20 protein-coding genes are annotated in these 23,459 nt (G+C 68.3%); 17 read left to right on the top strand and 3 right to left on the bottom strand.

The window, feature by feature from the left end; translation table 11 throughout:
* The first annotated feature begins 49 nt into the window (after positions 1-49).
* The 9 genes from miaA (at position 50) to ACFQZQ_RS14050 (ending at position 8,362) form a co-directional block, all read left to right on the top strand.
* Complete coding sequence (miaA, locus tag ACFQZQ_RS14090) at positions 50-1,015, top strand: tRNA (adenosine(37)-N6)-dimethylallyltransferase MiaA (RefSeq protein WP_386813561.1); 966 nt, start codon at positions 50-52, stop codon at positions 1,013-1,015.
* 161 nt (positions 1,016-1,176) lie between these two features.
* A complete protein-coding gene (gene hfq / locus ACFQZQ_RS14085) occupies positions 1,177-1,464 on the top strand; it encodes an RNA chaperone Hfq (protein ID WP_386813560.1) in 288 nt (95 codons plus the stop codon).
* Between the two features lie 97 nt (positions 1,465-1,561).
* The gene (hflX, locus tag ACFQZQ_RS14080; RefSeq protein WP_386813559.1) at positions 1,562-2,995 is read left to right on the top strand and encodes a ribosome rescue GTPase HflX; all 1,434 of its coding nucleotides are present in this window, start codon (positions 1,562-1,564) and stop codon (positions 2,993-2,995) included.
* A gap of 217 nt (positions 2,996-3,212) precedes the next feature.
* Entirely contained in the window at positions 3,213-4,355 is a 1,143-nt protein-coding gene (gene hflK / locus ACFQZQ_RS14075) for an FtsH protease activity modulator HflK (RefSeq protein WP_386813558.1), read from the top strand.
* On the top strand, positions 4,352-5,215 hold the full coding sequence (gene hflC, locus ACFQZQ_RS14070) for a protease modulator HflC (protein ID WP_386813557.1): 864 nt from the start codon (positions 4,352-4,354) through the stop codon (positions 5,213-5,215). The genes hflK and hflC overlap by 4 nt, the downstream gene beginning before the upstream one ends.
* Before the next feature lie 3 nt (positions 5,216-5,218).
* Positions 5,219-5,407 carry a DUF2065 domain-containing protein gene (locus ACFQZQ_RS14065; protein ID WP_386813556.1) on the top strand — a complete coding sequence of 63 codons (189 nt, stop codon included), beginning with the start codon at positions 5,219-5,221 and terminating at the stop codon, positions 5,405-5,407.
* A gap of 219 nt (positions 5,408-5,626) precedes the next feature.
* Complete coding sequence (locus ACFQZQ_RS14060) at positions 5,627-6,919, top strand: adenylosuccinate synthase (protein ID WP_386813555.1); 1,293 nt, start codon at positions 5,627-5,629, stop codon at positions 6,917-6,919.
* A gap of 253 nt (positions 6,920-7,172) precedes the next feature.
* Positions 7,173-7,712, top strand: coding sequence for a DUF2058 domain-containing protein (locus ACFQZQ_RS14055; RefSeq protein WP_386813554.1), 540 nt, complete (start codon positions 7,173-7,175; stop codon positions 7,710-7,712).
* A 116-nt stretch (positions 7,713-7,828) separates the two neighbouring features.
* Entirely contained in the window at positions 7,829-8,362 is a 534-nt protein-coding gene (locus ACFQZQ_RS14050; RefSeq protein ID WP_386813553.1) for an REP-associated tyrosine transposase, read from the top strand.
* 121 nt (positions 8,363-8,483) lie between these two features.
* Here the strand turns inward: ACFQZQ_RS14050 and ACFQZQ_RS14045 are convergent, their stop codons facing one another.
* On the bottom strand, positions 8,484-8,942 hold the full coding sequence (locus tag ACFQZQ_RS14045; RefSeq protein ID WP_386813552.1) for a hemerythrin domain-containing protein: 459 nt from the start codon (positions 8,940-8,942) through the stop codon (positions 8,484-8,486).
* 252 nt (positions 8,943-9,194) lie between these two features.
* Positions 9,195-9,704, bottom strand: coding sequence for a hypothetical protein (locus ACFQZQ_RS14040; RefSeq protein WP_386813551.1), 510 nt, complete (start codon positions 9,702-9,704; stop codon positions 9,195-9,197).
* A gap of 261 nt (positions 9,705-9,965) precedes the next feature.
* Here ACFQZQ_RS14040 and ACFQZQ_RS14035 point away from each other — a divergent pair, with 261 nt between their 5' ends.
* Positions 9,966-12,644: an excinuclease ABC subunit A gene (locus tag ACFQZQ_RS14035; protein ID WP_386813550.1), complete on the top strand. Its 2,679-nt coding sequence runs from the start codon at positions 9,966-9,968 to the stop codon at positions 12,642-12,644.
* A 197-nt stretch (positions 12,645-12,841) separates the two neighbouring features.
* Here ACFQZQ_RS14035 and ACFQZQ_RS14030 read toward each other — a convergent pair whose 3' ends face one another.
* The gene (locus ACFQZQ_RS14030) at positions 12,842-13,324 is read right to left on the bottom strand and encodes a hypothetical protein (RefSeq protein ID WP_386813549.1); all 483 of its coding nucleotides are present in this window, start codon (positions 13,322-13,324) and stop codon (positions 12,842-12,844) included.
* An 864-nt stretch (positions 13,325-14,188) separates the two neighbouring features.
* On the opposite strand from ACFQZQ_RS14030, the gene ACFQZQ_RS14025 reads away from it, so the two are divergent.
* The 7 genes from ACFQZQ_RS14025 to ACFQZQ_RS13995 all read left to right on the top strand — a co-directional run bounded on the left by ACFQZQ_RS14025 (position 14,189) and on the right by ACFQZQ_RS13995 (position 23,434).
* Positions 14,189-15,643 carry a class I SAM-dependent DNA methyltransferase gene (locus tag ACFQZQ_RS14025; protein WP_386813548.1) on the top strand — a complete coding sequence of 485 codons (1,455 nt, stop codon included), beginning with the start codon at positions 14,189-14,191 and terminating at the stop codon, positions 15,641-15,643.
* Complete coding sequence (locus ACFQZQ_RS14020; RefSeq protein WP_386813547.1) at positions 15,640-16,833, top strand: restriction endonuclease subunit S; 1,194 nt, start codon at positions 15,640-15,642, stop codon at positions 16,831-16,833. Before ACFQZQ_RS14025 ends, ACFQZQ_RS14020 begins: the two co-directional genes overlap by 4 nt.
* A 10-nt stretch (positions 16,834-16,843) precedes the next feature.
* Positions 16,844-17,557 carry a zeta toxin family protein gene (locus ACFQZQ_RS14015; protein WP_386813546.1) on the top strand — a complete coding sequence of 238 codons (714 nt, stop codon included), beginning with the start codon at positions 16,844-16,846 and terminating at the stop codon, positions 17,555-17,557.
* A 9-nt stretch (positions 17,558-17,566) separates the two neighbouring features.
* A complete protein-coding gene (locus tag ACFQZQ_RS14010) occupies positions 17,567-17,731 on the top strand; it encodes a hypothetical protein (RefSeq protein ID WP_386813545.1) in 165 nt (54 codons plus the stop codon).
* 78 nt (positions 17,732-17,809) lie between these two features.
* A complete protein-coding gene (hsdR, locus tag ACFQZQ_RS14005; RefSeq protein WP_386813544.1) occupies positions 17,810-20,140 on the top strand; it encodes an EcoAI/FtnUII family type I restriction enzme subunit R in 2,331 nt (776 codons plus the stop codon).
* A 691-nt stretch (positions 20,141-20,831) separates the two neighbouring features.
* Positions 20,832-21,830, top strand: coding sequence for a ligase-associated DNA damage response exonuclease (locus ACFQZQ_RS14000; RefSeq protein ID WP_386813676.1), 999 nt, complete (start codon positions 20,832-20,834; stop codon positions 21,828-21,830).
* On the top strand, positions 21,830-23,434 hold the full coding sequence (locus ACFQZQ_RS13995) for an ATP-dependent DNA ligase (RefSeq protein WP_386813543.1): 1,605 nt from the start codon (positions 21,830-21,832) through the stop codon (positions 23,432-23,434). The genes ACFQZQ_RS14000 and ACFQZQ_RS13995 overlap by 1 nt, the downstream gene beginning before the upstream one ends.
* Positions 23,435-23,459 lie beyond the last annotated feature (25 nt).

Below are 23,459 nucleotides of genomic sequence, written 5' to 3'. Positions count from 1 at the left end.
GCCGTCCGCAATCGTGTCGGCGGGTTGAAAACCCGCCCTACAGAAACCTATGAAGGCCGACCCCCGCCCGTTGGCGATCGCGCTGATGGGGCCGACCGCCTCGGGCAAGACCGCGCTCGCGCTGGAGTGGGCGCAGCGGCTGGGCGGCGAGATCGTCAGCGTCGATTCGGCGCTGGTCTACCGCGGGCTGGACATCGGCGCGGCCAAGCCGACGCCGGCCGAGCGCGCGCAGGTGCCGCACCACCTGATCGACCTCCGCGAACCGTGGCAACCGTATTCGGCGGCCGAGTTCGCCACCGACGCGCGCCTGGCCATGGATGCCATCGCCGCACGCGGCAGGCTGCCGATCCTTGCCGGCGGCACCGGCCTGTACTTCCACGCCCTGCTGCACGGCCTGTCGCCGATGCCGACCGCTGACCCGGCGACGCGCGCGCAGATCGAGGCCGAGGCGAACCGGCGCGGCTGGGCGGCGCTGCACGACGAGCTGCGCGCACTCGACCCCGAAGCGGCCGCGCGCATCCACGCCACCGACGCCCAGCGCATCCAGCGCGCGCTGGAAGTGCATCGATTGTCGGGCCGCACCATGAGCGAGTGGCGTCGCCAAGGCCTGGCGTCGCCGCGCCTGCCGTTCCGCGTGCTCAAGCTGGTGCTGGCGCCGCACGACCGGGCGGTGCTGCACGCGCGCATCGAACGCCGCTTCGACGCGATGCTCGGCGACGGCTTCCTCGATGAAGTGCGCCGTCTGCGCGCGCTGCCTGAGCTGGCGGCGCAGCAGCGCCCGCTGGAGCTGCCGGCCCTGCGCGCGGTCGGTTACCGGCAGGCCTGGGAGCACCTGGACGGGGCGACCGACGCGGCCGAGTTCCGCGCGCGCGGCATCTACGCCACCCGCCAGCTCGCCAAGCGCCAGCTGACCTGGCTGCGCGGCCAGCTCGACGCGCGCTGGTTCGATCCGGCGTCCGATCGCCCGGCCCTGGAGCACGCGCTGGCGATGTTCATCGGGCCGGGGCAGGCATAAATCCCGGACTGAGACCTGCCGGCAGACTTGGCCAAGCCCAGTTGCGCTACCATCGAACGGTCGCCGCGGTGGGGAACCTGCCGGCGATGCGGATGCCGCTCCACGGGCGCCCCGCACCACATAACTAGAAACAGCAATTAAGACCAGTTGGGGAGTTACGAATGTCCAAGGGGCAATCTTTGCAGGATCCTTTCCTGAATGCGCTGCGTCGCGAACGCGTCCCGGTCTCGGTGTACCTGGTCAACGGCATCAAGCTGCAGGGCACCATCGAGTCGTTCGACCAGTTCGTGGTGCTGTTGCGCAACACCGTCAGCCAGATGGTCTACAAGCACGCGATCTCGACCGTGGTCCCGGCGCGCAACGTGCGCGTGGGTCCGGGCGGCGGCTTCGTGCAGTCCGGTGAAGGCGCCGGCGAGCACGGCGACGAGGCCCACGACGAGGCCGAATAGCCGGTCCGTCGCGCGGCCCTAGCGCACTTGCGTTCGGGTGGCCGCGCCACCATCTCCATGGGCATGACCACACCATGCCCTGCGGAGAAACACGCCCTTGTTTGAACGATCGAAGAAGGGCGAGCACGCGCTGCTGATCCAGCCCCACGCCGGCGGCAAGCCGGACCAGGACCTGCTGGAGGAGTTCGCCGACCTGGCCCGCTCGGCCGGCGCGTCGATCGCGGCGGTGCTGACCGCGCGCATCGACAAGCCCAACGCGGCGATGCTGCTGGGCAGCGGCAAGCTCGAGGAGGTCAAGGCCGCGGCCGACGCCAGCGGCGCCGACCTGATCCTGGTCAACCACCCGCTGAGCCCCGGCCAGGAGCGCAACCTCGAGCGCCTGCTCGAGCGCCGCGTGGTCGACCGCACCGGCCTGATCCTCGACATCTTCTCGCAGCGCGCGCACAGCGCCGAAGGCAAGCTGCAGGTCGAGCTGGCCCAGCTCAAGCACATGGCCACGCGCCTGATCCGCGGCTGGACCCACCTGGAGCGCCAGCGCGGCGGTTCGATCGGCCTGCGCGGGCCGGGTGAAACCCAGCTCGAAACCGACCGCCGGCTGCTGCAGAAGCGCCTGGAGCAGTTGCAGAAGCGGCTCGACAAGGTCGAGGTGCAGCGCACCCAGATGCGCCGCGCGCGCCTGCGCAGCGAACTGCCGCGCGTCGCGCTGGTCGGCTACACCAACGCCGGCAAGTCGACCCTGTTCAACGCCCTGACCGGCGCCGAGGCCTACGCCGACGACCGCCTGTTCGCCACGCTCGACCCGACCGTGCGCCGGATCGAGTTGTCCGGCGGCGCCGCGGTGCTGGCCGACACCGTCGGCTTCGTCCGCAACCTGCCGCACGAACTGGTCGCCGCGTTCCGCTCGACCCTGTCCGAGGCGCGCGAGGCCGACCTGCTGCTGCACGTGGTCGATGCCGCCGACCCGCAACGCAACGAACGCATCGCCCAGGTCGACTTGGTGCTGAATGAAATCGGCGCCGGCGACATCCCGCAGCTGATGGTGTTCAACAAGATCGACCGGATCGTGCCGGCGCCCCTCGACGAGGCGTCGCTCGGCGAGTCGCCGGCTGTCGATGAGCCGGCTGTCGATGAGCCGGCTGTCGATAAGCAGATTGTCGATGCGCCGCTCGTCGATGCGTCGCCCACCGCGGTGCCCGACAGCATGGCGCCGCGCCACGACCGCCCCGGCGAAGGCCGCCAGCGCGTCTGGGTGTCGGCGCGCGACGGCCTCGGCCTGGACCTGCTGCGCGGCGCGCTGGCCGAAGCGCTGGAACTGCGCCACGTGATCGGCGAAGTGCGGCTGCCGTCGCAGGCCGCGCGGCTGCGCGCACGCCTGCACGAACTGGGCGCGGTGCGCGGCGAGCAGGCCGACCACGACGGCTGGCTGCTGCAGGTCGACATGGCCCACGTCGACGTGCAGAAGCTGTTCGTGCAGGCGCACGGCGAGGCGTTGCGGCATCTGCTGGATGTCGAGGAAAGCGAGCTGTTCTGATCGAATGGGTGCCGCTGCAGTCCTGCGCGGCATTCGCCCGCCGCGGGAGCGACGGCAAACCGGCTTGCTTGAGACCCGCCACACCCCCACCTAGAATCCCCCGACGCTGCGATCCCATGCGATCCTGACCGCAGCCCACACCTCGACGCGGCGCCGTTGCCACGGCCCGCAGGCGGACCACGGATGGCCCGCGCGACCCCCCAACCTAGGAGCAGGCATGGCCTGGAACACCCCCGGCAGTGACAATTCCGGCGATCGCTCGCCGCGGCGCAGGCCCAACGACGGCGGACTGGATGCACTGCTCGAGCGCCTGCGCGGCCTGTTCGGCGGCGGCAACGGCGGTGGTGGTGGTGGTGGCGGCGCTGCCGGCGACGGCCGCAGCATGCTGCGCTGGGCCGGCATCGCGCTGGGCCTGTGGCTGCTGTTCAACTGCTTCGTGCTGATCACCGAGCAGCAGCGCGGCGTGGTGCTGCGCTTCGGCCAGTTCGCGCGCGTGCTGCAGCCCGGCCCGCACCTCAAGGCGCCGTGGCCGATCGAGCGCGTCACCAAGCTCAACGCCACCCAGATCAAGACCTTCAGCGACAACGTGCCGGTCCTGACCCGCGACGAGAACATCGTCCAGGTCGAGGTCAACGTGCAGTACCGCGTCAGTGATCCGCAGATGTACCTGTTCGGCAGCCGCGACGCCGACCAGGTGCTGCAGCAGGCCGCGCTCAGCACCGTGCGCGAGCAGGTTGGCCGCTCCACGCTGGATACCGTGCTCGGCGCGCGCGCCGCGCTGGCGGTACTCGCCCGCGACCAGCTGCAGAAGTCGCTCGACGCCTACCGCACCGGCCTGGTCGTGACCGAACTCAACCTGCCCAACGCGCGCCCGCCCGAGGAGGTCAAGCCGGCCTTCGACGACGTCAACAGCGCCCAGCAGGACAAGGACCGCCTGATCAGCGAGGCGCGCGCCTACGCCGCGCAGGTCGTGCCCGAAGCCCGCGGCCAGGCCGCACGCGTGCGCACCGTCGCCGAGGGCTACAAGACCGCCTCGGTCGCGCGCGCGCAAGGCGATGCCGACCGCTTCTCGCTGCTGGTCGACCAGTACAAGGCCGCGCCCGACGTCACCCGCAAGCGCCTGTGGCTGGAGACCGTGCAGGAAGTGCTGGCCGGCAACCGCAAGATCGTTGGCGGCGATTCGCGCCAGCTGATCTACGTGCCGATGCACGACAAGCCCGGCACCGCCGCCAAGTCCAGCCTGCCCAACCTGCTGGCGCCCGAAGCGCTGGCGCCGACGGTGAATGTGCTCGAACAGGCCGAGGAAACCCGCGGGGCGCGCACGCCGCGCCCGGCCGGCCGTGAGGAGGTGACGCGATGAAGTTCTCGTTCTGGATTGCCACGGCCGTCGCCGTGCTGCTGGCGCTGCTCGGCTCGGTGTTCGTGGTCAGCGAAGGCCAGACCGCGATGGTGCTCAACCTCGGCCGCGTCGTACGCACCGACCTCAAGCCCGGCCTGCACTTCAAGGTGCCGCTGCTGGAAACCGCGCGCGTGTTCGACCAGCGCTTCCAGGTGCTCGACGCCGAGCCCGAGCGCTACCTGACCTCCGAGCGCAAGGACGTCAGCATCGACTTCTTCGCGATCGGCAAGATCGAGAACGCGCGCGCGTTCTTCCGCGCCACCGGCGGCGACGAGTCGGTCGCGATCCAGCGCCTGGCGCCGATCATCAGGGACTCGCTGCGCAACGAGATCAGCGCGCGCACCCTGCAGCAGGTGGTGTCGGGCGACCGCGCCGAGGTCATCGGCCGCCAGCTCAAGTCGATCAACCAGGGCGCGGCGACCATGGGCGTGCGCATCATCGACCTGCGCATCAAGCAGATCGACCTGCCGACCGACAGCCAGGTGATCCAGGACGTCTACCGGCGCATGCGCGCGCAGCGCCAGCAGGTCGCCAGCCAGCTGCGCGCCGAGGGCGCCGAGCAGGCCCAGACCGTGCGCGCCCAGGCCGACCGCGAGCGCACCGTGATCGTCGCCGAGGCCGAGCGCGACGCGCAGCGCCTGCGCGGCGAGGGCGATGCCCAGGCCACCCGCGCCTACGCCGCGGCGGCGCAGAAGGACCCGGGCTTTTACGCGTTCCAGCGCAGCCTCGAGGCCTACCGCGCCTCGTTCGCCGACGGCGAGGGCGTGATCGTGCTCGACCGCGACGATCCGTTCCTGCAGTACATGAAGTCCGACCGCTGACCGATGGGCGAGGGATTGCTGTCGGCCCTGTGCCTGGTCGCGGTGCTGGAGGGCCTGTTGCTGTTTGCCGCGCCGGGCAGCTGGAAGCGCGCCGCGGCGCAGCTGTACGCGGTGCCCAACCCCAAGCTGCGGGTGCTGGGCGCGGTCGTAACCGGCGTCGGCCTGCTCTCGCTGTGGGTCGTGCGCGGGTAGGGCGGGCCCAGGCCCGCCGGCTTTTACCGCCCGCCGGCATTTACCGCTCGCCGGCATTCCCCGCTCGCCGGGGTGGCCGGCACCCGACAAAACCCGGATAATGCACAAAAGCCGGAGGGGCATTCCCTTCGGCTTTTATCGTTTGTGGCGCCCGGCTCCGTCCGTGGCGTCCCGTCCGCGGCGGCCTCGCCGCGCGGACGACTCAACAGGAGCGTTGCAATGGGTCAGTCAGTCGTCGTTCTCGGGGCCCAGTGGGGCGATGAAGGCAAGGGCAAGATCGTCGACCTGCTGACCGAGGAGATCGGTGCGGTCGTGCGCTTCCAGGGCGGCCACAACGCCGGCCACACCCTGGTCATCAACGGCAAGAAGACCGTCCTGCACCTGATCCCGTCGGGCATCCTGCGCGAAGGCGCGCTGTGCCTGATCGGCAACGGCGTCGTGCTCTCGCCGGCCGCGCTCAAGAAGGAAATCGCCGAGCTCGAGGCCACCGGCGTCGAGGTGCGTTCGCGCCTCAAGATCAGCCCGGCCACGCCGTTGATCATGCCGTACCACATCGCCCTGGATCAGGCGCGCGAGAAGAAGGCCGGCGGCAAGGCGATCGGCACCACCGGCCGCGGCATCGGCCCGGCGTACGAGGACAAAGTGGCGCGCCGCGGCATCCGCGTCGCCGACCTGCATTACCCGAAGCAGCTCGAGGAACTGCTGCGCACCGCGCTGGATTACCACAACTTCGTGCTGACCAAGTACCTGGGCGTCGACGCCGTCGACTTCCAGCAGACCTTCGACGAGGCGCTGGCATTCGGCGACTACGTGCAGCCGATGAAGTCCGACGTCGCCGGCATCCTTCACGACCTGCGCAAGCAGGGCAAGCGCGTGCTGTTCGAAGGCGCGCAGGGCTCGCTGCTCGACATCGACCACGGCACCTACCCGTACGTCACGTCCAGCAACACCACCGTCGGCGGCGCGCTGGCCGGCACCGGTGTCGGCGCGGACGCGATCGACTACGTGCTCGGCATCGCCAAGGCCTACGCCACCCGCGTCGGCGGCGGCCCGTTCCCGACCGAGCTCAACGACGAGATCGGCCAGGGCATCCGCGACCGCGGCCAGGAATACGGCGCCACCACCGGCCGCCCGCGCCGCTGCGGCTGGATCGATCTGGTCGCGCTCAAGCGCGCGGTCGCGATCAACGGCATCAACGGCCTGTGCATCACCAAGCTCGACATCCTCGACGGCATGGACAAGCTCAAGCTGTGCGTGGCCTACAAGTACCACGGCAAGCAGACCGAGTACGCCCCGCTCGATGCGCAGGGCTGGGACGAGTGCGAGCCGGTGTACCTGGAGTTCCCGGGCTGGACCGAATCCACCGCCGGCGTCACCGAGTGGGACAAGCTGCCCGCCGCCGCGCGCGCCTACCTGCGCGCGCTGGAAGAACTGTCGGGCTGCCCGCTGGCGATGGTATCCACAGGCCCCGGCCGCGAAGCGACCATGACCCTGCGCGATCCCTGGGCGTAAGCGTCGGCGCTGAACCGTGCGAAGAAAAGGCCGCCTCCGGGCGGCCTTTTCGCAGAGCGGGTTTCAACCCGCCGTCCCGCCACCCGCGTCTCCCCCGACGGCGGGTTGAAAACCCGCGCTACACGCCCCCGTAGGATGGGTTGAGCGCAGCGATACCCATCGCCCTGCGCCCCACCGCCCACGGCGGTCCGCCGCAACCGCCGACGCTACAATCACTGTTCGCGACCTTGCGACGCCATCGTTCGACCCCACCATGCGCAATCCCCTGCAAGAGCAACTGCTCAAGGCCGGCCTGGCCAAGAAGCACAAGGTCGCCGAAGCCGTGCGCGAGCAGGCCCGCCAGCGCCACGCCAAGGCGCCGGCCGCGCCCGCCGCCGACGCGGTCGATGCGCACAAGCTGCAGGCCGAGCGCGCCGAACGCGACCGCGCGCTGTCGGCACAGCGCAACGCGCAGGCGCGCGCGCACGAACTGCGCGCGCAGGTGAAGCAGATCGTCGACACCCACAAGGTCCGCCGCGAGGGCGAGATCGCCTACGCCTTCACCGACGCCGGCAAGATCAGGAACGTGCTGGTCAACGAGGCCCTGCGCCTGCAACTGGCCAGCGGCGCGCTGGTGATCGCGCGCCACGGCGATGGCTACGAACTGCTGCCGCGCGCCGCGGCCCAGATGGTCTACGAGCGCGAGGCCGCCGCAATCGTGCTCGACCACGGCCGCAACCCATCGCCCGCCGAGCCGGGCAGCGACGACGACTACTACAGCCAGTTCGTCGTCCCCGACGACCTGACCTGGTAACCCGTCCCCGTAGGATGGGTTGAGCCAAAGGCGATACCCATCACCCCGCGATACCCACCCGTAGGATGGGTTGAGCAAAGCGATACCCATCACCGCGCAATACCAAGAGGTCAAGGATGACCAACTACCGCCGCGCCCATGCCCCCGGCGCCAGCTACTTCTTCACCGTCAACCTCGCCCGCCGCGACTGCACGCTGCTGACCGAGCGCATCGACGACCTGCGCAACGCGCTGCGTTACGTCCGCGCCCACCACCCATTCGCGATCGACGCGATGGTCGTGCTCCCCGAACACCTGCACGCCGTGTGGACGCTGCCGCAAGACGATGCCGACCACTCCCTGCGTTGGCGCCTGCTGAAGACGTGGTTCTCGCGGCAACTGCCGCGGGGCGAACGACGCGGCGACAGCCGCATTGCCAAGGGCGAACGCGGCATCTGGCAGCGACGTTACTGGGAACACCTGATCCGCGATGACGACGACTTGCGTCGCCATGTCGACTACATCCATTTCAACCCGGTCAAGCACGGGCACGTGGCGCGGGTGGCGGATTGGCCGTATTCGACCTTTCACCGCCATGTGGCGGAAGGGCGATTGCCACCCGACTGGGGCATCGCGGTGGGAACCGGGGCTGGCTTCGGCGAGCGGGGTTGATGGGTATCGCTACGCTCAACCCATCCTACGCAATGCCATCCGTAGGATGGGTTGAGCCAAAGGCGATACCCATCACCCCTCGCGGGTGCAGCAGGCGATGGGCATCGCTATGTTCAACCCATCACGCCGCCGCCAGCACCTTGTGCATGCGCTGGTAATCCCGGCGGTACTGCTTCGCCAGCTTGGTCTTCTGTGCCGCGCTGAGCACCTTGCCCGAGACCTGGAAAAACTTCTTCTCCTCCTCGCGCAAATGGTGGTGGACCTCGTGCGACAGCTCCTTCGCCTTCTCGATCCACGCCGCGCCGGCCGGCGCCAACGACTGCAGCTCCTCGACCAGCTCGTCGATCTCGTGGTGCTCGTGCAGCGCGTGGCGGGTGGACATCAGTCCCATGTCGTCCATCAGCATCGGCGCGTACAGGTAGCGCTCCTCGGCCGCCTCGTGCGCGGCCAGCTCGATCCGCACCTGGGTGAACAGCGCGATCCGCGCCTGGGTGCCGGCCTTGCTGCGCAGCAGCTTGCGCAGCAGCGCGCGCTGGATCTCGTGGCTTTCGCGCAGCGCGTCGTAGATGGACTCGGCCATGCAGGGGTTCCGGGAAGTGAGTGGAAGGGCGCCGCCGACGATACCGGCGCCCGCGTCAACGCCACGCACACACCGCCTTGCGCATTCGTAGGATGGGTTGAGCCAAAGGCGATACCCATCACCGCGCAGACCCCGCCGCCACGTCGATGGTGCAACCGCCGATGGGTATCGCTTCGCTCAACCCATCCTACGAACAACCAAAAAAAGGCCCCGGAAACCGGGGCCTTCTGCTGTTACCTGATTACGCCAGCTTCAGCGGCCGTCGCCGTCCGCATCACCCGGTACGGCGCGCTCGACGCGGTGCCACGCGGCGCGGGTCGCGCCCTTGGCTTCGTTCCACGCCACGCGCGAGTTGCCCTTGACGCGCTCGTAGTCGTTCTGCAGTTCCGACTCGACCTGCTCGAAGGTGCGGCCTTCGTACTTGGCGCGGTTCTCGTAACCGGTGCGGTAGGCCGGCGCGTACTCGTTGTAGTCGTAGTCCTTGTTGACATACGGCTCGTTCTTGTAGTTCTCCTGCCAGTAGGCGTTCTCGGCGGTCGGGTTGACCGCTTCGCCGGCGGCCTTGCCGCCCAGCCCACCGACCACCGCGCCGATCGCGCCGCCGACCACCGTGCCCACCGGGCCGGCGACCGAACCCACCGCCGCACCGGCCACCGCACCGGCGGTCGCGCCCAGGCCGGTACCGACCGGATGCGCGCCCGGGGTGCCGCTGATCGGATCGCGGTTCATGTCGTTGCTGTCGTTCTTGTCGTTGATGCTCATCGGGATTCCTTTGCGGAAGAGCCGGCCGGATCGCCGGATGCCGTCAATGTGCGCGGCACGCAATCAACGGCGCGTATAGACGCGGCTACACAAATCCGTCACCGGTGGCGTCGCGCGCGCCGACCCCCGGGCCTGCCTGGTGCATCCGGCGAAACCGTGCGCGCAGTCGATGCGCGGAGGCGCTTCGCCGCCGCGGGCGCTTCACCTCCGCGGCGCTAGAGTGGCGGCCACTTTCCGCACCCCCGTGCAGGGCCGTCGCGCATGACCCGTCGCTCCCCGCCGCGCCCCGACCCGACCGACCCTGCCGCCTCTGGTGGCTTTGTCCGCGTCCGCGGTGCACGCGAGCACAACCTCAAGGACATCGACGTCGACATCCCGCGCGATGCGCTGGTGGTGTTCTCGGGCGTGTCCGGATCGGGCAAGTCGTCGCTCGCGTTCGGCACGCTGTACGCGGAGGCGCAGCGCCGCTACTTCGAATCGGTCGCGCCGTACGCGCGCCGGCTGATCGACCAGGTCGGCGTGCCCGATGTCGATTCGATCGAGGGCCTGCCGCCGGCGGTGGCGCTGCAGCAGCAGCGCGGCACGCCGAGCGTGCGTTCCTCGGTCGGCAGCGTGACCACGCTGTCGAGCCTGCTGCGGATGCTGTACTCGCGCGCCGGCAGCTACCCGCCGAAGCAGGCGATGCTCTACGCCGAGGACTTCTCGCCGAACACCGCGCAAGGGGCGTGCCCGAACTGCCACGGCCTCGGCCACGTCTACGAGGTCACCGAGCAGTCGATGGTGCCCGACCCGTCGCTGAGCATCCGCGAGCGCGCGATCGCGTCGTGGCCGCCGGCCTGGCACGGCCAGAACCTGCGCGACATCCTGGTCACGCTCGGCCATGACGTCGACACGCCCTGGCGCGACCTGCCGAAGAAGACCCGCGACTGGATCCTGTTCACCGACGAGCAGCCCAGCGTGCCGGTGTACCCCGGTTTCACCCCCGCCGAGACCCGCGCCGCGCTGCGCCGCAAGACCGAGCCGGCGTACATGGGCACCTTCATCGGCGCGCGCAAATACGTGCTGCACACCTTCGCCACCACCCAGAGCGCGCTGATGAAGCGGCGCGTCGCGCGCTACATGGTCGGCAGCCGCTGCCCGGCCTGCGACGGCCGCCGCCTCAAGCGCGAGGCGCTGTCGGTGACGTTCGCGGGGCTCGACATCGGCACGCTGTCGCAGCTGTCGCTCAACGCGATGGCGCAGGTGCTGGAACCGGCCGCGCACGGCCGTTTCGACCAGGCCGCCGCGCGGGCGCAAGTCACCCTCAGCCGCGCCGCCGCGCGCCAGGACACCGCGCGCCGCGTCGCCGCCGGTGGTTCGGCGCACGCCGGCGGCTCGGACGTGCGGCGCACGCCGAACCTGTCGGAGGAGAAACGCATCGCCGCGCAGCGCATCGCTGGCGACCTGGTCGAACGCATCGCCACGCTGCAGGCGCTCGGCCTGGGGTACCTGTCGATGGACCGCAGCACGCCGACGCTGTCGCCCGGCGAGTTGCAGCGCCTGCGCCTGGCCACCCAGATCCGCTCCAACCTGTTCGGCGTGGTGTACGTGCTCGACGAACCGTCGGCCGGCCTGCACCCGGCCGACAGCGAGGCGCTGCACCGCGCGCTCGACCAGCTCAAGGCCTCGGGCAACTCCGTGTTCATCGTCGAGCACGACCTCGACACCATGCGCCGCGCCGACTGGCTGGTCGACGTCGGCCCCGACGCCGGCCAACACGGCGGCCGGGTGCTCTACAGCGGTCCGCCGGACGGTTTGCGCGCGGTCGCGCGTTCGCACACCGCCCGTTACCTGTTCGCCACCGACGCCAGCGCACACCGCGAACCGCGCACGCCTGCCGCGTGGCTGGAACTGCGCGGCGTCAGCCGCAACAACCTGCACGGCCTCGATGCGCGGTTTCCGCTGGGCGCCTTCACCGCGGTGACCGGCGTGTCCGGCTCGGGCAAGTCGAGCCTGGTCAGCCAGGCGTTGGTCGAACTGGTCGGCGCGCACCTGGGCCACGAGCCGCCCGCCGACGAGACCCCGTCCGGCGAGGAGGAACTGCCGCCGACTGTCGCCGCCACCACCACCGGCCGCCTGCACGCCGGCGCGGACGCGATCCGCCGGCTGGTCAACGTCGACCAGAAACCGATCGGCCGCACGCCGCGCTCCAACCTCGCCACCTACACCGGCCTGTTCGACCACGTGCGCAAGCTGTTCGCCGCGACCAAGGCCGCCAAGGCGCGCCGCTACGACGCCGGCCGCTTCTCGTTCAACGTCGCCCGCGCCGGCAAGCAGTCCGGCCGCTGCGAGACCTGCGACGGCGAAGGCTTCGTCAGCGTCGAGCTGCTGTTCATGCCCAGCGTCTACGCGCCATGCCCGACCTGCCACGGCGCGCGCTACAACGCCAAGACCCTGGAGGTCACCTGGAACGAGCGCAACATCGCCCAGGTGCTGGCGATGACCGTCGACGAGGCGCGCGCGTTCTTCGCCGACGAGCCGGCGGTGCACCGGCCCCTGACACTGCTGCACGACATCGGCCTGGGCTACCTGCGCCTGGGCCAGCCGGCGACCGAGCTGTCCGGCGGCGAGGCGCAGCGCATCAAGCTGGCCACCGAGCTGCAGCGCAGCCAGCGCGGCGACACCCTGTACGTGCTCGACGAACCGACCACCGGCCTGCACCCGTTCGACGTCGACAAGCTGATGAGGCAGCTGCACGGCCTCGTCGACGCCGGCAACACCGTGATCGTGGTCGAACACGAATTGCGCGTGGTCGCCGACGCCGACTGGGTGATCGACGTCGGCCCCGGCGCCGGCGAGGAGGGCGGCCGCATCGTCGCCAGCGGCACCCCGCGCCAGGTCAGCCAGGCCAAGGCCAGCCGCACCGCGCCCTACCTGCGCCGCTGGTTCGCGCCGGGGTAGGGCGGGTTTTCAACCCGCCATCGCCATACGCGACCACCGCGCCACCCCCGAAGGCGGGTTGAAACCCGCCCTACGCAAGGCCGTTGCCGCAGTTCGTAGGATGGGTTGAGCAAAGCGATACCCATCACACACGCTCCGCGACCGCACAAAAAAGGCCCCGCAATGCGGGGCCTTTCGTACTGCAACCAGCGACGCGCTTATTCCGATACCGACCCCGGCTCCACCGCGCGCGGGCCGTTGCCTTCGAAGCGCTTGCCCAGGTCGCGGTTGACCGCGTCCAGGCCTTCGCCCTTGCCGGCCACCTTCAGGATCGCGTAACCGCCCAGCGCGGCGACCATCACGTCGCTGCCCAATGCCATGTCGGTGTCGCGCACCTTTTCCAGCAGCCGGGTCAGCCGCTGCAGGCGCGCGTTGAGCGCGTCGTGGCTGGCCAGGTCGCGGCCCATCTCGGCCAGGTCCAGGTTGCGCGGCAGCAGGTCCGCGTTCTCGCGCATCACATCGAATGCCTTGCGGCAGAACGCCTCGGAGCCGTCGCCCATCTTGATCAGGCTGCGGCGTTGCGCGGTGCCGTTGAGAGCCACCAGCACCGGCCCCCAGCTTTGTTCCAGCGCCGCGATCGCCTGGTCGACACCGCTCCACTGGGCGTCGTCGAAATGCTTGCTTGCGAGGTTTTGACTCATGTCCCTTACTCCCTGTCTTGGTTGAACTTCCCGTTGCAGGCCGTCATTGGCCCGCCGCCGCAGCTTATCCGCGAGCACGGCCGCGTCCAAGCGGCCGATGCACCTACCCGTCACCCGTAGGATGGGTTGAGCGCAGCGATACCCATCACCGCCATGCACCACCCGAGCCGACCGCCACGCCACCGGCGATGCGCACCGCCTCCGGCTCAGTCCACCTGCGGATGGGCCAGAGCGGTCACGCCGTACCTCGAGAGCGGTCACCGCACCGCTCCAGAGCGGTTCCGGAACCCGACAGAGCGGTCTGCCGAGGGTCGAGAGCGGCTCTTGCACCGCTCTAGAGCGGTTCCCCCACCGCTCCAGAGCGGTTCCCGAAGGGTCGAGAGCGGCTATCGCATAGGTCGAGAGCGGTTGTCCGATACCTCCAGAGCGGCTACTGCACCGCTCTAGAGGGGTCCGGAAACGATCTAGAGCGGTTGTTGCACTGCTTTAGAGCGGCCCATCAACCGCATCGGAGCGGCCGTATCCGCATCTCACGGCCGCCAAAGTCACGCAAAAACAACAGCTTGCGCGCCAGCGCCGTAGGCTGGGCTTGGCCCCTTCAGGTCACCACTGCCATCCCGCCCATCGCGCCCCTAGGAACCGCTCCCCGCCCAGCCGCGATCAGGGCTTTTTCTAGCCCCCGGTCGCCGACGGTGAGACCCACGACGAGGGCACGCCCGAGAGAGGAGTAGAGCCAGTTGAGATCGGGGCACTTGCAGGGCGCAATGGCTGAGGGAGCAATCCGCCAAGCGCCACCGCGGCGGAACGGGCCAACCCGGACGCTCCTGTAAAGTCACGTCCGGGCAATTTGGGGATCCCACCGTAGTGTTTGAGCAAGCGTTCAAGAACATCGACGACATCCTGCACAAGGATGCCGGCTGCACCAGCGAGCTGGATTACACCGAGCAGTCGTCGTGGCTGCTGTTCCTCAAGTACCTCGATGCGCTGGAGCAGGACAAGGCGATCGACGCCGGTCTTGCGGGCAAGAAGTACCGCCACATCCTCGATCCTGAGTTCCGCTGGGATACGTGGGCCGCGCCGAAGAAGGCCGATGGCCGCATCGACCACCACAAGGCGATGACCGGCGACGACCTGCGCGAGTTCGTCAACGGCAAACTCTTTCCCTATCTGCACGCGTTCAAGGGCAAGGCCAGTAGCGCCGACACCATTGAGTACAAGATCGGCGAGATATTCGGCGAACTGAAGAACCGCATCCAGTCCGGCTACAACCTGCGCGAGGTGATCGAGCTGATCGACGGCCTGCGCTTCCGCAGCCAGACCGAGAAGCACGAGCTCTCGCACCTGTACGAAGCCAAGATCCGCAACATGGGCAACGCCGGGCGCAACGGCGGCGAGTACTACACGCCGCGCCCGCTGATCCGCGCGATCATCCAGGTGGTCGATCCGAAGATCGGCGAGCGCGTGTATGACGGCGCCGTTGGCAGCGCGGGCTTCCTCTGCGAGGCATTCGACTACCTCAACGCCAAGCCCGGCCTGAGCACCAACGACGTCGACACGCTGCAGAAGCGCACCTTCGTCGGCAAGGAGAAGAAGAGCCTCGCCTACGTGATCGCGATCATGAACATGATCCTGCACGGCATCGAGGCGCCGAACGTCATCCACACCAACACCCTGGCCGAGAACCTTGACGACATCCAAGACAAGGACCGCTTTGATGTGGTGCTGGCCAACCCGCCGTTCGGCGGCAAGGAGCGCGCCGAGCTCCAGCAGTACTTCCCGATCAAGTCGAGCGAGACCGCGTACCTATTCCTGCAGCACTTCATCCGCAGCCTGCGCGCCGGCGGCCGCGCCGGCATCGTCATAAAGAACACCTTCCTGTCCAACACCGACAAGGCCAGCGTGTCCTTGCGTAAGCTGCTGCTGGAAAGCTGCAACCTGCACACGGTGCTCGACCTGCCCGGCGGTACGTTCCAGGGTGCCGGCGTCAAGACCGTGGTGCTGTTCTTCGACAAGGGCGCGCCGACACGCCAGGTCTGGTACTACCAGCTCGATGCGGGGCGCAACTTCGGCAAGACCAGCCCGCTCAACGACAACGACCTGGCCGATTTTGTCGCGCGGCAGAAGACGTTCGCCGACAGTGCGCAGTCGTGGTCGGTGGATGTGGGCGGGATCGATGCGTCGACGTTCGATCTGTCGGTGAAGAATCCGAATGGAGGCGATGCCGTGGCGCTGCGCAGTCCGCAGGCGATCCTCGACGAAATCGCGGCGCTGGACGCGGAGAGTGGGGAAATCCTGCTGGGTATCCGGGGTTTGTTGTGAGAGCGGGCTGGCAGCTCAGCACCATCGGAGAAGTTTGCGAGGTTGTGAATGGCGCGACGCCAAAGACCAGCGTTGCCCAGTACTGGGGCGGTCATCATCGGTGGATCACGCCGGCAGAGATGGGCAAGCGAAGCAATCCGTATGTGGATGAGACGGCGCGTACGCTGACCGATGCGGGGCTACAAGACTGCTCAGCCAAATTGCTGCCCGCGAACTCAGTCATCCTTTCGTCGCGGGCACCAATCGGTCATTTAGTGATCAATGCAGAGCCGATGGCGACCAATCAAGGTTGTAAGGGTCTCGTCCCCGCGTCCGGAGTGCACCACAAGTTCCTCTACTACTACTTGGGCAACGTCGCAGAACTGCTCGAAAGTCTCGGAACCGGAGCCACGTTCAAGGAGCTATCCGGAGGAAAGCTAAAGGCTGTTGAGATTTTCCTGCCGCCTATGGACGAGCAGAAGCGCATCGTCGCCATCCTCGACCAAGCGTTTGCCGGTATCGCCACCGCCAAGGCCAATTCCGAGAAGAACCTGCAGAACGCCCGGGCGCTGTTCGAGAGCCATCTGCAGCAAGTGTTTGGTAGCGGTAAAGAAGGATGGGTCGACACCACGATTGACCGCTGCATCCGTTTCATTGACTACCGGGGGCGGACGCCCACCAAGACCGAAGCCGGGCTGCGCCTCATAACCGCCAAGAACGTCAAAATGGGATTTCTTCAGAGAACCCCTATGGAGTTCGTCGATCCGAGGAGCTACGGCAGCTGGATGACGCGTGGGATACCAAAGAAGGGGGACGTGCTGTTCACCACGGAAGCGCCGCTCGGCAACGTGGCGCAATTGGATACGGATGAAAAGGTGGTCTTCGCCCAGCGCGTGATCATCATGCAGCCCGATCCAGCTGTGCTCGACAACACGCTCCTCAAGTACCTGCTGCTTTCGCCGACGGTCCAAGAACGCATTCGCGACAAGGCTACCGGTGCAACCGCGCTCGGGATAAAGGCGAGCCTGCTGAAGAAAATCGAGATCAGTTTTCCCCGTGATCTCGCCGAGCAGCAGCGACTCGTCTCTCAATTGGACGCATTGAAGTCAGAGTCGTTGCGTCTAGAACGCACCCAACGCCAGAAGCTCGCCGCCCTCGACGAACTCAAACAATCCCTGCTTGCCAAAGCCTTCGCCGGCGAGTTGTCCTGAAGGAGGCGCGATGGCGCTCACCGTCGCCGAACAGCAGATCTACGACGAAGCGCTGGCGTTCGCCAAGGCGAATCGCAAGGCGCTGGCGGCGCGGCTGGCCAACCCGGACACGTTTCCGGCCGAGGAATCGCCAGTGTCGGTGTTCATGGCCGGCTCGCCCGGCGCCGGCAAGACCGAGGCCTCGATCGAACTGATCGAGCGGGTCGGCGGCTGCGTCCTGCGGATCGACCCGGACGAACTGCGCAAGGAGTTGCCGGGATACACCGGCGAGAACGCCTGGCTGTTCCAGCGCGCGGTGGCGGTGCTGGTCGACCGGATACTGGATGTGGCGTTCCGCCAGTCGCAGAGCTTTCTGCTCGACGGCACCCTGACCCACTTCGACCGGGCGGTCGACAACATCGACCGTTCGCTGGCCAAGGGCCGGGCCGTTCAGGTGCTGTACGTGTACCAGGAGCCGGCGCAGGCCTGGGCCTTCGTTCAGGCCAGGGAGTGTCTGGAAGGACGCAAGATCCACCCGGAAACCTTTGTTGAGCAGTATTTCGCGGCCCGCGACGTGGTCAACCGGCTCAAGCGCCACTTTGACGGCGACATCCGGATCGACCTGCTATTGAAGAACCTGGATGGCACCAACCGGACATTTGTGAACAACGTCGACCAAATTGACAGCCACGTGCCCGAGAAATACGATCCCATTGCCCTGCGCACGATGCTGGGCCTGACCTAGGCAAGAACCATGTTTTCTCTGCGCCCCAAGCCCAAGAAAGTGGCGTCCACGCCCTTCTCCGACTTCATCCGTAACGCCTCTTCTGCCGAGAAGAAGAAGGTGTACAAAGTCGTGCTCGAACGGGCCACCGAGCGTCAGCAGCGCGTCCTGTTCCAGGCTGCCACTGCCAAGTAAGCCAGACGCGGTGCTTCCGCGTTTCTGATCCCACCCCGCAATGGCTACTATCCCCGGAGGAACAGGGGATAGAACCGCGTGAATGAAGCCGAGACCCGGGCCGAGCTGATCGACCCCGCCTTGCATGACGCCGGCTGGGGCGTGGTGGACGCCAGCCGCGTCCGCCGCGAACACATCACCCTGGGCCGCTTGCAGGGCGCTGGCCAGCGCGCCAAACCCGAGATCGCCGATTACGTGCTGGTGCACCGCGGCCAGCGCTTGGCGGTGATCGAAGCCAAGAAGCGCGCCGCTGGGGTCACTGAGGGATTGGGCCAAGCCAAGCGCTACGCCGCCAAGCTGCAGGTGCGGTTCGCATACTCGACCAATGGCGACGGCATCTACCGGGTCGACATGCTGACCGGCGCCGAGGGGCCGGTGGACGCCTGGCCAACGCCGGAGGCGCTGTGGGATGCGACCTTCGCGCAGGCCAATGTGTGGCGCGACCGCTTCGCCACGGTGCCATTCCCGGACAAGAGCGGCCAGTGGCAGATCCGCTATTACCAGGACATCGCCGTCAACCGCGCGCTGGAGGCGATCGCCACCGGCCGCGATCGGATGCTGCTGACGCTGGCGACCGGCACCGGCAAGACCTCGATCGCGTTCCAGTTGGCGTGGAAGCTGTTCCAGACGCGCTGGAATCTCAGTGGCGAACCCACGCGCCGGCCGCGCATCCTGTTCCTGGCCGACCGCAACACGCTGGCCAACCAGGCGTTCTCCGACTTCGCCGCATTCGCGGCCTTTGCCGACGATGCGCTGGTGCGCATCTCGCCGGCGGACATCCGCCAGAGGGGCACGGTGCCGACCAACGGCAGCGTCTTCTTCACCATCTTCCAGACCTTCATGAGCGGGCCGGGCGGCGCGCCCTATTTCGGCGAGTACCCGCCGGACTTCTTCGACTTCATCGTCATCGACGAGTGCCACCGCGGCGGTGCCAACGATGAGAGCAATTGGCGCGACATCCTCGAGCACTTCGCACCAGCGGTGCAGCTGGGCCTGACCGCCACCCCCAAGCGCCGCGGCAATGTCGACACCTACGCCTACTTTGGCGAGCCGCTGTACACGTACTCGCTGAAGGAGGGCATCAACGACGGCTTCCTTACTCCGTTCAAGGTGCGCCAGTTCGCGACCACCATGGACGACTACACCTGGACGCCCGACGACGCCGTGGTGGCCGGCGAGGTGGTGCCAGGCAAGCGCTATACCGAGACCGAGTTCAACCGCCTGATCATCATCCCGGAGCGTGAGGCCTACCGCGTCGGGCTGTTCATGGCCGAAATCGGGCCGCAGGAGAAGACGCTGGTGTTCTGCGCCACCCAGGAACATGCGGCGCTGGTGCGGGACCTGATCAACCAGCGCAAGACAGTCGCCCACCCCGACTACTGCGTGCGGGTGACCGCGAACGACGGCGCGATCGGCGACGAGCACCTGAAGAATTTCCAGAACAACGACAACGTCATCCCGACCGTGCTCACCACCTCCCAGAAGCTGTCCACCGGCGTGGATGCGCGCGGCGTGCGCCACATCGTGCTGATGCGGCCGGTCGGTTCGATGATCGAGTTCAAGCAGATCATCGGACGTGGCACGCGCCTGCTAGACGGCAAGGACTACTTCACGATCTTCGATTTCGTAAAGGCCTACGAGCACTTCGAGGATCCGGAATGGGACGGCGAGCCGGCCGAGCCAGTTCTGACCGGGCCGCGTGCGGCGCGGGTCGAGGGCGATGGTCCATCGATAGACGGGCCTAGTGGCGTCGACGGCGACGAAGGAGCCGCTTGTCTGCCTCCGCTGAAGATCCAGCTAGCCGACGGCAAGGCTCGCAAGATCCAGAGTATGTCGTCGACCAGCTACCTCGGCGCCGACGGCAAGCCGATGTCGGGCAAGCAGTTCATCGAGAGTCTGTTCGGCGCACTGCCCGAGTTCTTCGCTGACGAAGACCAACTGCGCGCGATCTGGAGCGATCCCTCCACCCGCAAGGCGCTGCTGGCGGGACTGGCCGACAAGGGTTTCGGCCGCACGCAACTGGTCGAGATGCAGAAGATCATCGAGGCCGAGGACAGCGACCTGTTCGACGTGCTCGCCTACGTGGCCTATGCGCGCGCACCGATCACTCGTGGCGAGCGAGCGGTTCTGGCAAAAGCGGGTATCAACACCAGCTACCGGAACAACAAGCAGTTGGCCTTCCTGGAGTTCGTGTTGGGCCACTACGTGGAGGAGGGCGTCGACGAACTCGACCTCGACAAGCTCTCCCCGCTGCTGCGACTCCAGTACAGCGGCGCGATTGCGGACGCCGCCGCCGATCTGGGAACCGCCGAGCAAATTCGTGGCGTGTTCGTGGGTTTCCAGAAGTACCTTTACACCGCGCCGGCGTGAATTCGACGGCCGAGGATCATTTTGTTGACATCGACAAGATGATCGCCTGGGTCAAGGCTGCACAACTCGAATCAAGCGACACACACCCGGCATGTGTCACGAGGCGATGGGTATCGCCTTCGGCTCAACCCATCCTACGAAATGTTAGGCGGGCGTCACGCCCGGGTTTCGCGTCCGTAACGTGGGGCTGGGTACTCTCCGCATCGACCCATGCGGGTCGTCGAACGGGAGGAGTGCTAGGCAATGCCGATCCATGATCGCAACCAGACCGGTAAGCCGAGTCAGGATGGCCGTCGGAACACCGGCACATCCGACCAGGATCGGGTCAGGAAGCAGACCGCTGGATCGGAGGATCGGATGTCCAAGTCAGGGATGTCCGGAAACGACCACTCGCAGAAGAGCAGCGGCAAACGCGACGACCATCGCTGACCGCCTGGCCCCTGCGACACCCTTCGGCGCCCGCCTCGTGCGGGCGCCGTGCTGTGCGGTCGATCAAACGGGGCCGTAGGAGGGGTTGCGCGCAGCGCTGACGATCGCGCCGTGCGTTGGTTGCGGCAGGAAGGCCCGCTCAGGTGTTCGAGGGCCGGTGTCCTCGGCACGCGCGCGGTCGTCGCGGGGCGCGGTCGCCCCGGCTTAACGCGCGCCCGTGCACTGTCGTCGCCTCTCGCCTTCCACGCGCACGGGGTGGTTTCTGGGTACGACGCATGACCTGGTGGTGACGACGCCCGAAGGCCTGTACTGCCCGGTCGGGGACTTCCATATCGACCCGTGGCGGCCGGTGCCGCGGGCGGTGATCACGCACGGCCATGGCGACCACGCGCGCGTGGGCATGGGCTGTTACTACGTGGTGGACGCGGGCCTGCCGATCCTGCAATGGCGGCTGCGCGAGCAGGACTACCGGGTGCACGCGCACGGGGAGCGGTTCCGGATCGGCGGGGCGACGGTGTCGTTCCATCCGGCCGGGCACGTGCTGGGCTCGACCCAGGTGCGGATCGAGGCCGGCGGCGAGACCTGGGTGCTGTCGGGCGACTTCAAGCGCGACTTCGATCCGACCTGCCTGCCGTTCGAGGTGGTGCCGTGCGATGTGTTCATCACCGAGGCGACATTCGGGCTGCCGATCTACCGCTGGCCGGCGACCGCCGACGTGGCGCGCGAGATCGTGGCCTGGCGCGAGGAATGCGCGGCCAATGGCGAAGCGGCGATCCTGTACTGCTACGCGCTGGGCAAGGCGCAGCGCGTGCTCGCCGAGTTGGACGCGCACACCGACCGCCCGGCGTGGGTGCACGGCGCGATCGATGCCGGCGTGCAGGTCTACCGCGCGGCCGGCGTGCCGATGCTGGCCACCAACCGGGTGGCCGACGAGCCGCGCGGCGCGGACTTTGCCGGCGAGCTGGTGATCGCGCCGCCGTCGGCGGCGGGCAGCCCGTGGGTGCGCCGCTTCCGACGCGCGCAGCAGGGGTTCGCCTCGGGCTGGATGAGCCTGCGCGGCAACCGCCGGCGCCGCAACCTGGACCGCGGCTTCGTGGTCTCCGACCACGCCGACTGGCCGGCGCTGCTGCGCACCACGCGCGAGACCGGCGCTGCGCGGGTGATCGCGACCCACGGCGACACCGAGGCGCTGGTGCGCGTGCTGCGCGAGTCGGGGGTGGATGCGGGTGTGTTCCAGACCGCCTACGGCGAGGACGACTGATGCAGCGTTTCGCCGCGCTCTACGAACGGCTCGACCGCAGCACCGGCACCGGCGACAAGCGTGCGGCGCTGGTCGATTACTTCCGCGATGCGCCGCCGCGCGATGCGGCGTGGGCGCTGTGGTTGCTCGCTGGCGGCAAGGTCGGCGGCGCCCGCGCGCGCATCGCCAGCAGCGGCGAGCTGCGCGCGTGGATCGGCGAGGAAAGCGCTACCCCGGACTGGCTGGTCGCGAGCAGCCACCACGCGGTCGGCGACCTGGCGGAAACGCTCGCGTTGCTGCTGGACGACCCGCTGCAGCCCGCGCACGACACCTCGTTGGCCGACTGGATCGAGGGCCGGTTGCTGCCGGTGGCCGGCGCCGAGCCCGACGCGCGGCGCGCGGTGGTGGTCGCGGCGTGGCGCAGCCTGCGCTTCCGCGAGCGGCTGGTGTTCAACAAGCTGCTGACCGGCGCGCTGCGCGTGGGCGTGTCGACCGGGCTGGTGCAGAACGCGCTGGCGGAGCTGTCGGGGCTGGACATCGCGCGCATCGCGCAACGGATGCTGGGCCGGTGGACGCCGTCACCGGAATTCCTGGCCGGCCTGCTGTCGCCGGACGCCCAGGCCGGTGACGCGGCGCTGCCGTACCCGTTCTTCCTGGCATCGCCGCTGGAGGGCGAGGCCGTAGCGCTGGGCGAGATCGGCGAGTGGCTGCTGGAGTGGAAGTGGGACGGCATCCGCCTGCAGCTGATCCGCCGCGGCGCGGACATCGCGCTGTGGTCGCGCGGCGAGGAACGCATGGACGGGCGCTTTCCCGAGATCGAGGCGGCCGCGGCGCTGCTGGCGCGCGATGCGGTGATCGATGGCGAGCTGCTGGCGTGGCAGGGCGAGGACGCCGCGCCGCTGCCGTTCTCGGCCTTGCAGACGCGGATCCAGCGCCTGAAGCCCGGCCCGAAGGCGCTGGCCAATGCGCCGGCGCGGGTGCTCGCCTACGACCTGCTGGAACTGGACGGCGCGGACCTGCGCGAACGGCCGCTGGCGCAGCGGCGTGCGCTGCTGGCCGAGTTGCTCGACAGCGCCGCGCACCCGCTGCTCCGGCTATCGCCCGAGGTCGCGGCATCGGGCTGGGAGCAGGCCGCGCAGTTGCGCGAGCAGGCGCGCGACCGGGGCGTGGAAGGGCTGATGCTCAAGCGCCGCGAGTCGCCGTACCGGCACGGGCGCAAGCGTGGCGACTGGTGGAAGTGGAAGGTCGATCCGCTGACCGTCGACGCGGTGCTGGTCTACGCGCAATCCGGCTCCGGCCGGCGCAGCACGCTGTACACCGACTACACGTTCGCGTTGTGGGAAGGCGATGCGCTGGTGCCGGTCGCCAAGGCGTACTCGGGGCTGGACGACACCGAGATCCTGCGCCTGGACCGCTGGATCCGCGCGAACACGCTGCAGCGCTTCGGGCCGGTGCGCTCGGTCACGCCCGAGCACGTGTTCGAACTGGGCTTCGAAGGGGTGAACCGTTCGACCCGGCACAAGTCCGGGGTGGCGGTGCGGTTCCCGCGGATCCTGCGCTGGCGCACCGACAAGCCCGCGGCCGAGGCCGACCGGATCGAGTCGCTCAGGGCGCTCGCGCAGTGAGCCCGGATTCTTCTGGCCCCGCGCG

Origin of the sequence: Lysobacter koreensis (assembly GCF_042677045.1) — a bacterium.
Taxonomy (GTDB): Bacteria; Pseudomonadota; Gammaproteobacteria; order Xanthomonadales; family Xanthomonadaceae; genus Lysobacter_K; species Lysobacter_K koreensis.
The sequence above is the reverse complement of the archived record's forward strand: the minus strand, read 5'-3'. Positions and strand labels throughout refer to the sequence as shown.

Bases quoted from the DNA above. Each gene is read 5' to 3' on its own strand.
- ACFQZQ_RS13995 (WP_386813543.1), top strand. From the start codon at position 21,830: ATGCAGCGTTTCGCCGCGCTCTACGAACGGCTCGACCGCAGCACCGGC.
- hflC (WP_386813557.1), top strand. From the start codon at position 4,352: ATGAAGTTCTCGTTCTGGATTGCCACGGCCGTCGCCGTGCTGCTGGCG.
- ACFQZQ_RS14010 (WP_386813545.1), top strand. From the start codon at position 17,567: ATGTTTTCTCTGCGCCCCAAGCCCAAGAAAGTGGCGTCCACGCCCTTC.
- ACFQZQ_RS14050 (WP_386813553.1), top strand. From the start codon at position 7,829: ATGACCAACTACCGCCGCGCCCATGCCCCCGGCGCCAGCTACTTCTTC.
- ACFQZQ_RS14060 (WP_386813555.1), top strand. From the start codon at position 5,627: ATGGGTCAGTCAGTCGTCGTTCTCGGGGCCCAGTGGGGCGATGAAGGC.
- ACFQZQ_RS14015 (WP_386813546.1), top strand. From the start codon at position 16,844: ATGGCGCTCACCGTCGCCGAACAGCAGATCTACGACGAAGCGCTGGCG.
- miaA (WP_386813561.1), top strand. From the start codon at position 50: ATGAAGGCCGACCCCCGCCCGTTGGCGATCGCGCTGATGGGGCCGACC.
- ACFQZQ_RS14030 (WP_386813549.1), bottom strand. From the start codon at position 13,324: ATGAGTCAAAACCTCGCAAGCAAGCATTTCGACGACGCCCAGTGGAGC.
- ACFQZQ_RS14040 (WP_386813551.1), bottom strand. From the start codon at position 9,704: ATGAGCATCAACGACAAGAACGACAGCAACGACATGAACCGCGATCCG.
- ACFQZQ_RS14045 (WP_386813552.1), bottom strand. From the start codon at position 8,942: ATGGCCGAGTCCATCTACGACGCGCTGCGCGAAAGCCACGAGATCCAG.
- hflK (WP_386813558.1), top strand. From the start codon at position 3,213: ATGGCCTGGAACACCCCCGGCAGTGACAATTCCGGCGATCGCTCGCCG.
- ACFQZQ_RS14035 (WP_386813550.1), top strand. From the start codon at position 9,966: ATGACCCGTCGCTCCCCGCCGCGCCCCGACCCGACCGACCCTGCCGCC.
- ACFQZQ_RS14055 (WP_386813554.1), top strand. From the start codon at position 7,173: ATGCGCAATCCCCTGCAAGAGCAACTGCTCAAGGCCGGCCTGGCCAAG.
- ACFQZQ_RS14065 (WP_386813556.1), top strand. From the start codon at position 5,219: ATGGGCGAGGGATTGCTGTCGGCCCTGTGCCTGGTCGCGGTGCTGGAG.
- hfq (WP_386813560.1), top strand. From the start codon at position 1,177: ATGTCCAAGGGGCAATCTTTGCAGGATCCTTTCCTGAATGCGCTGCGT.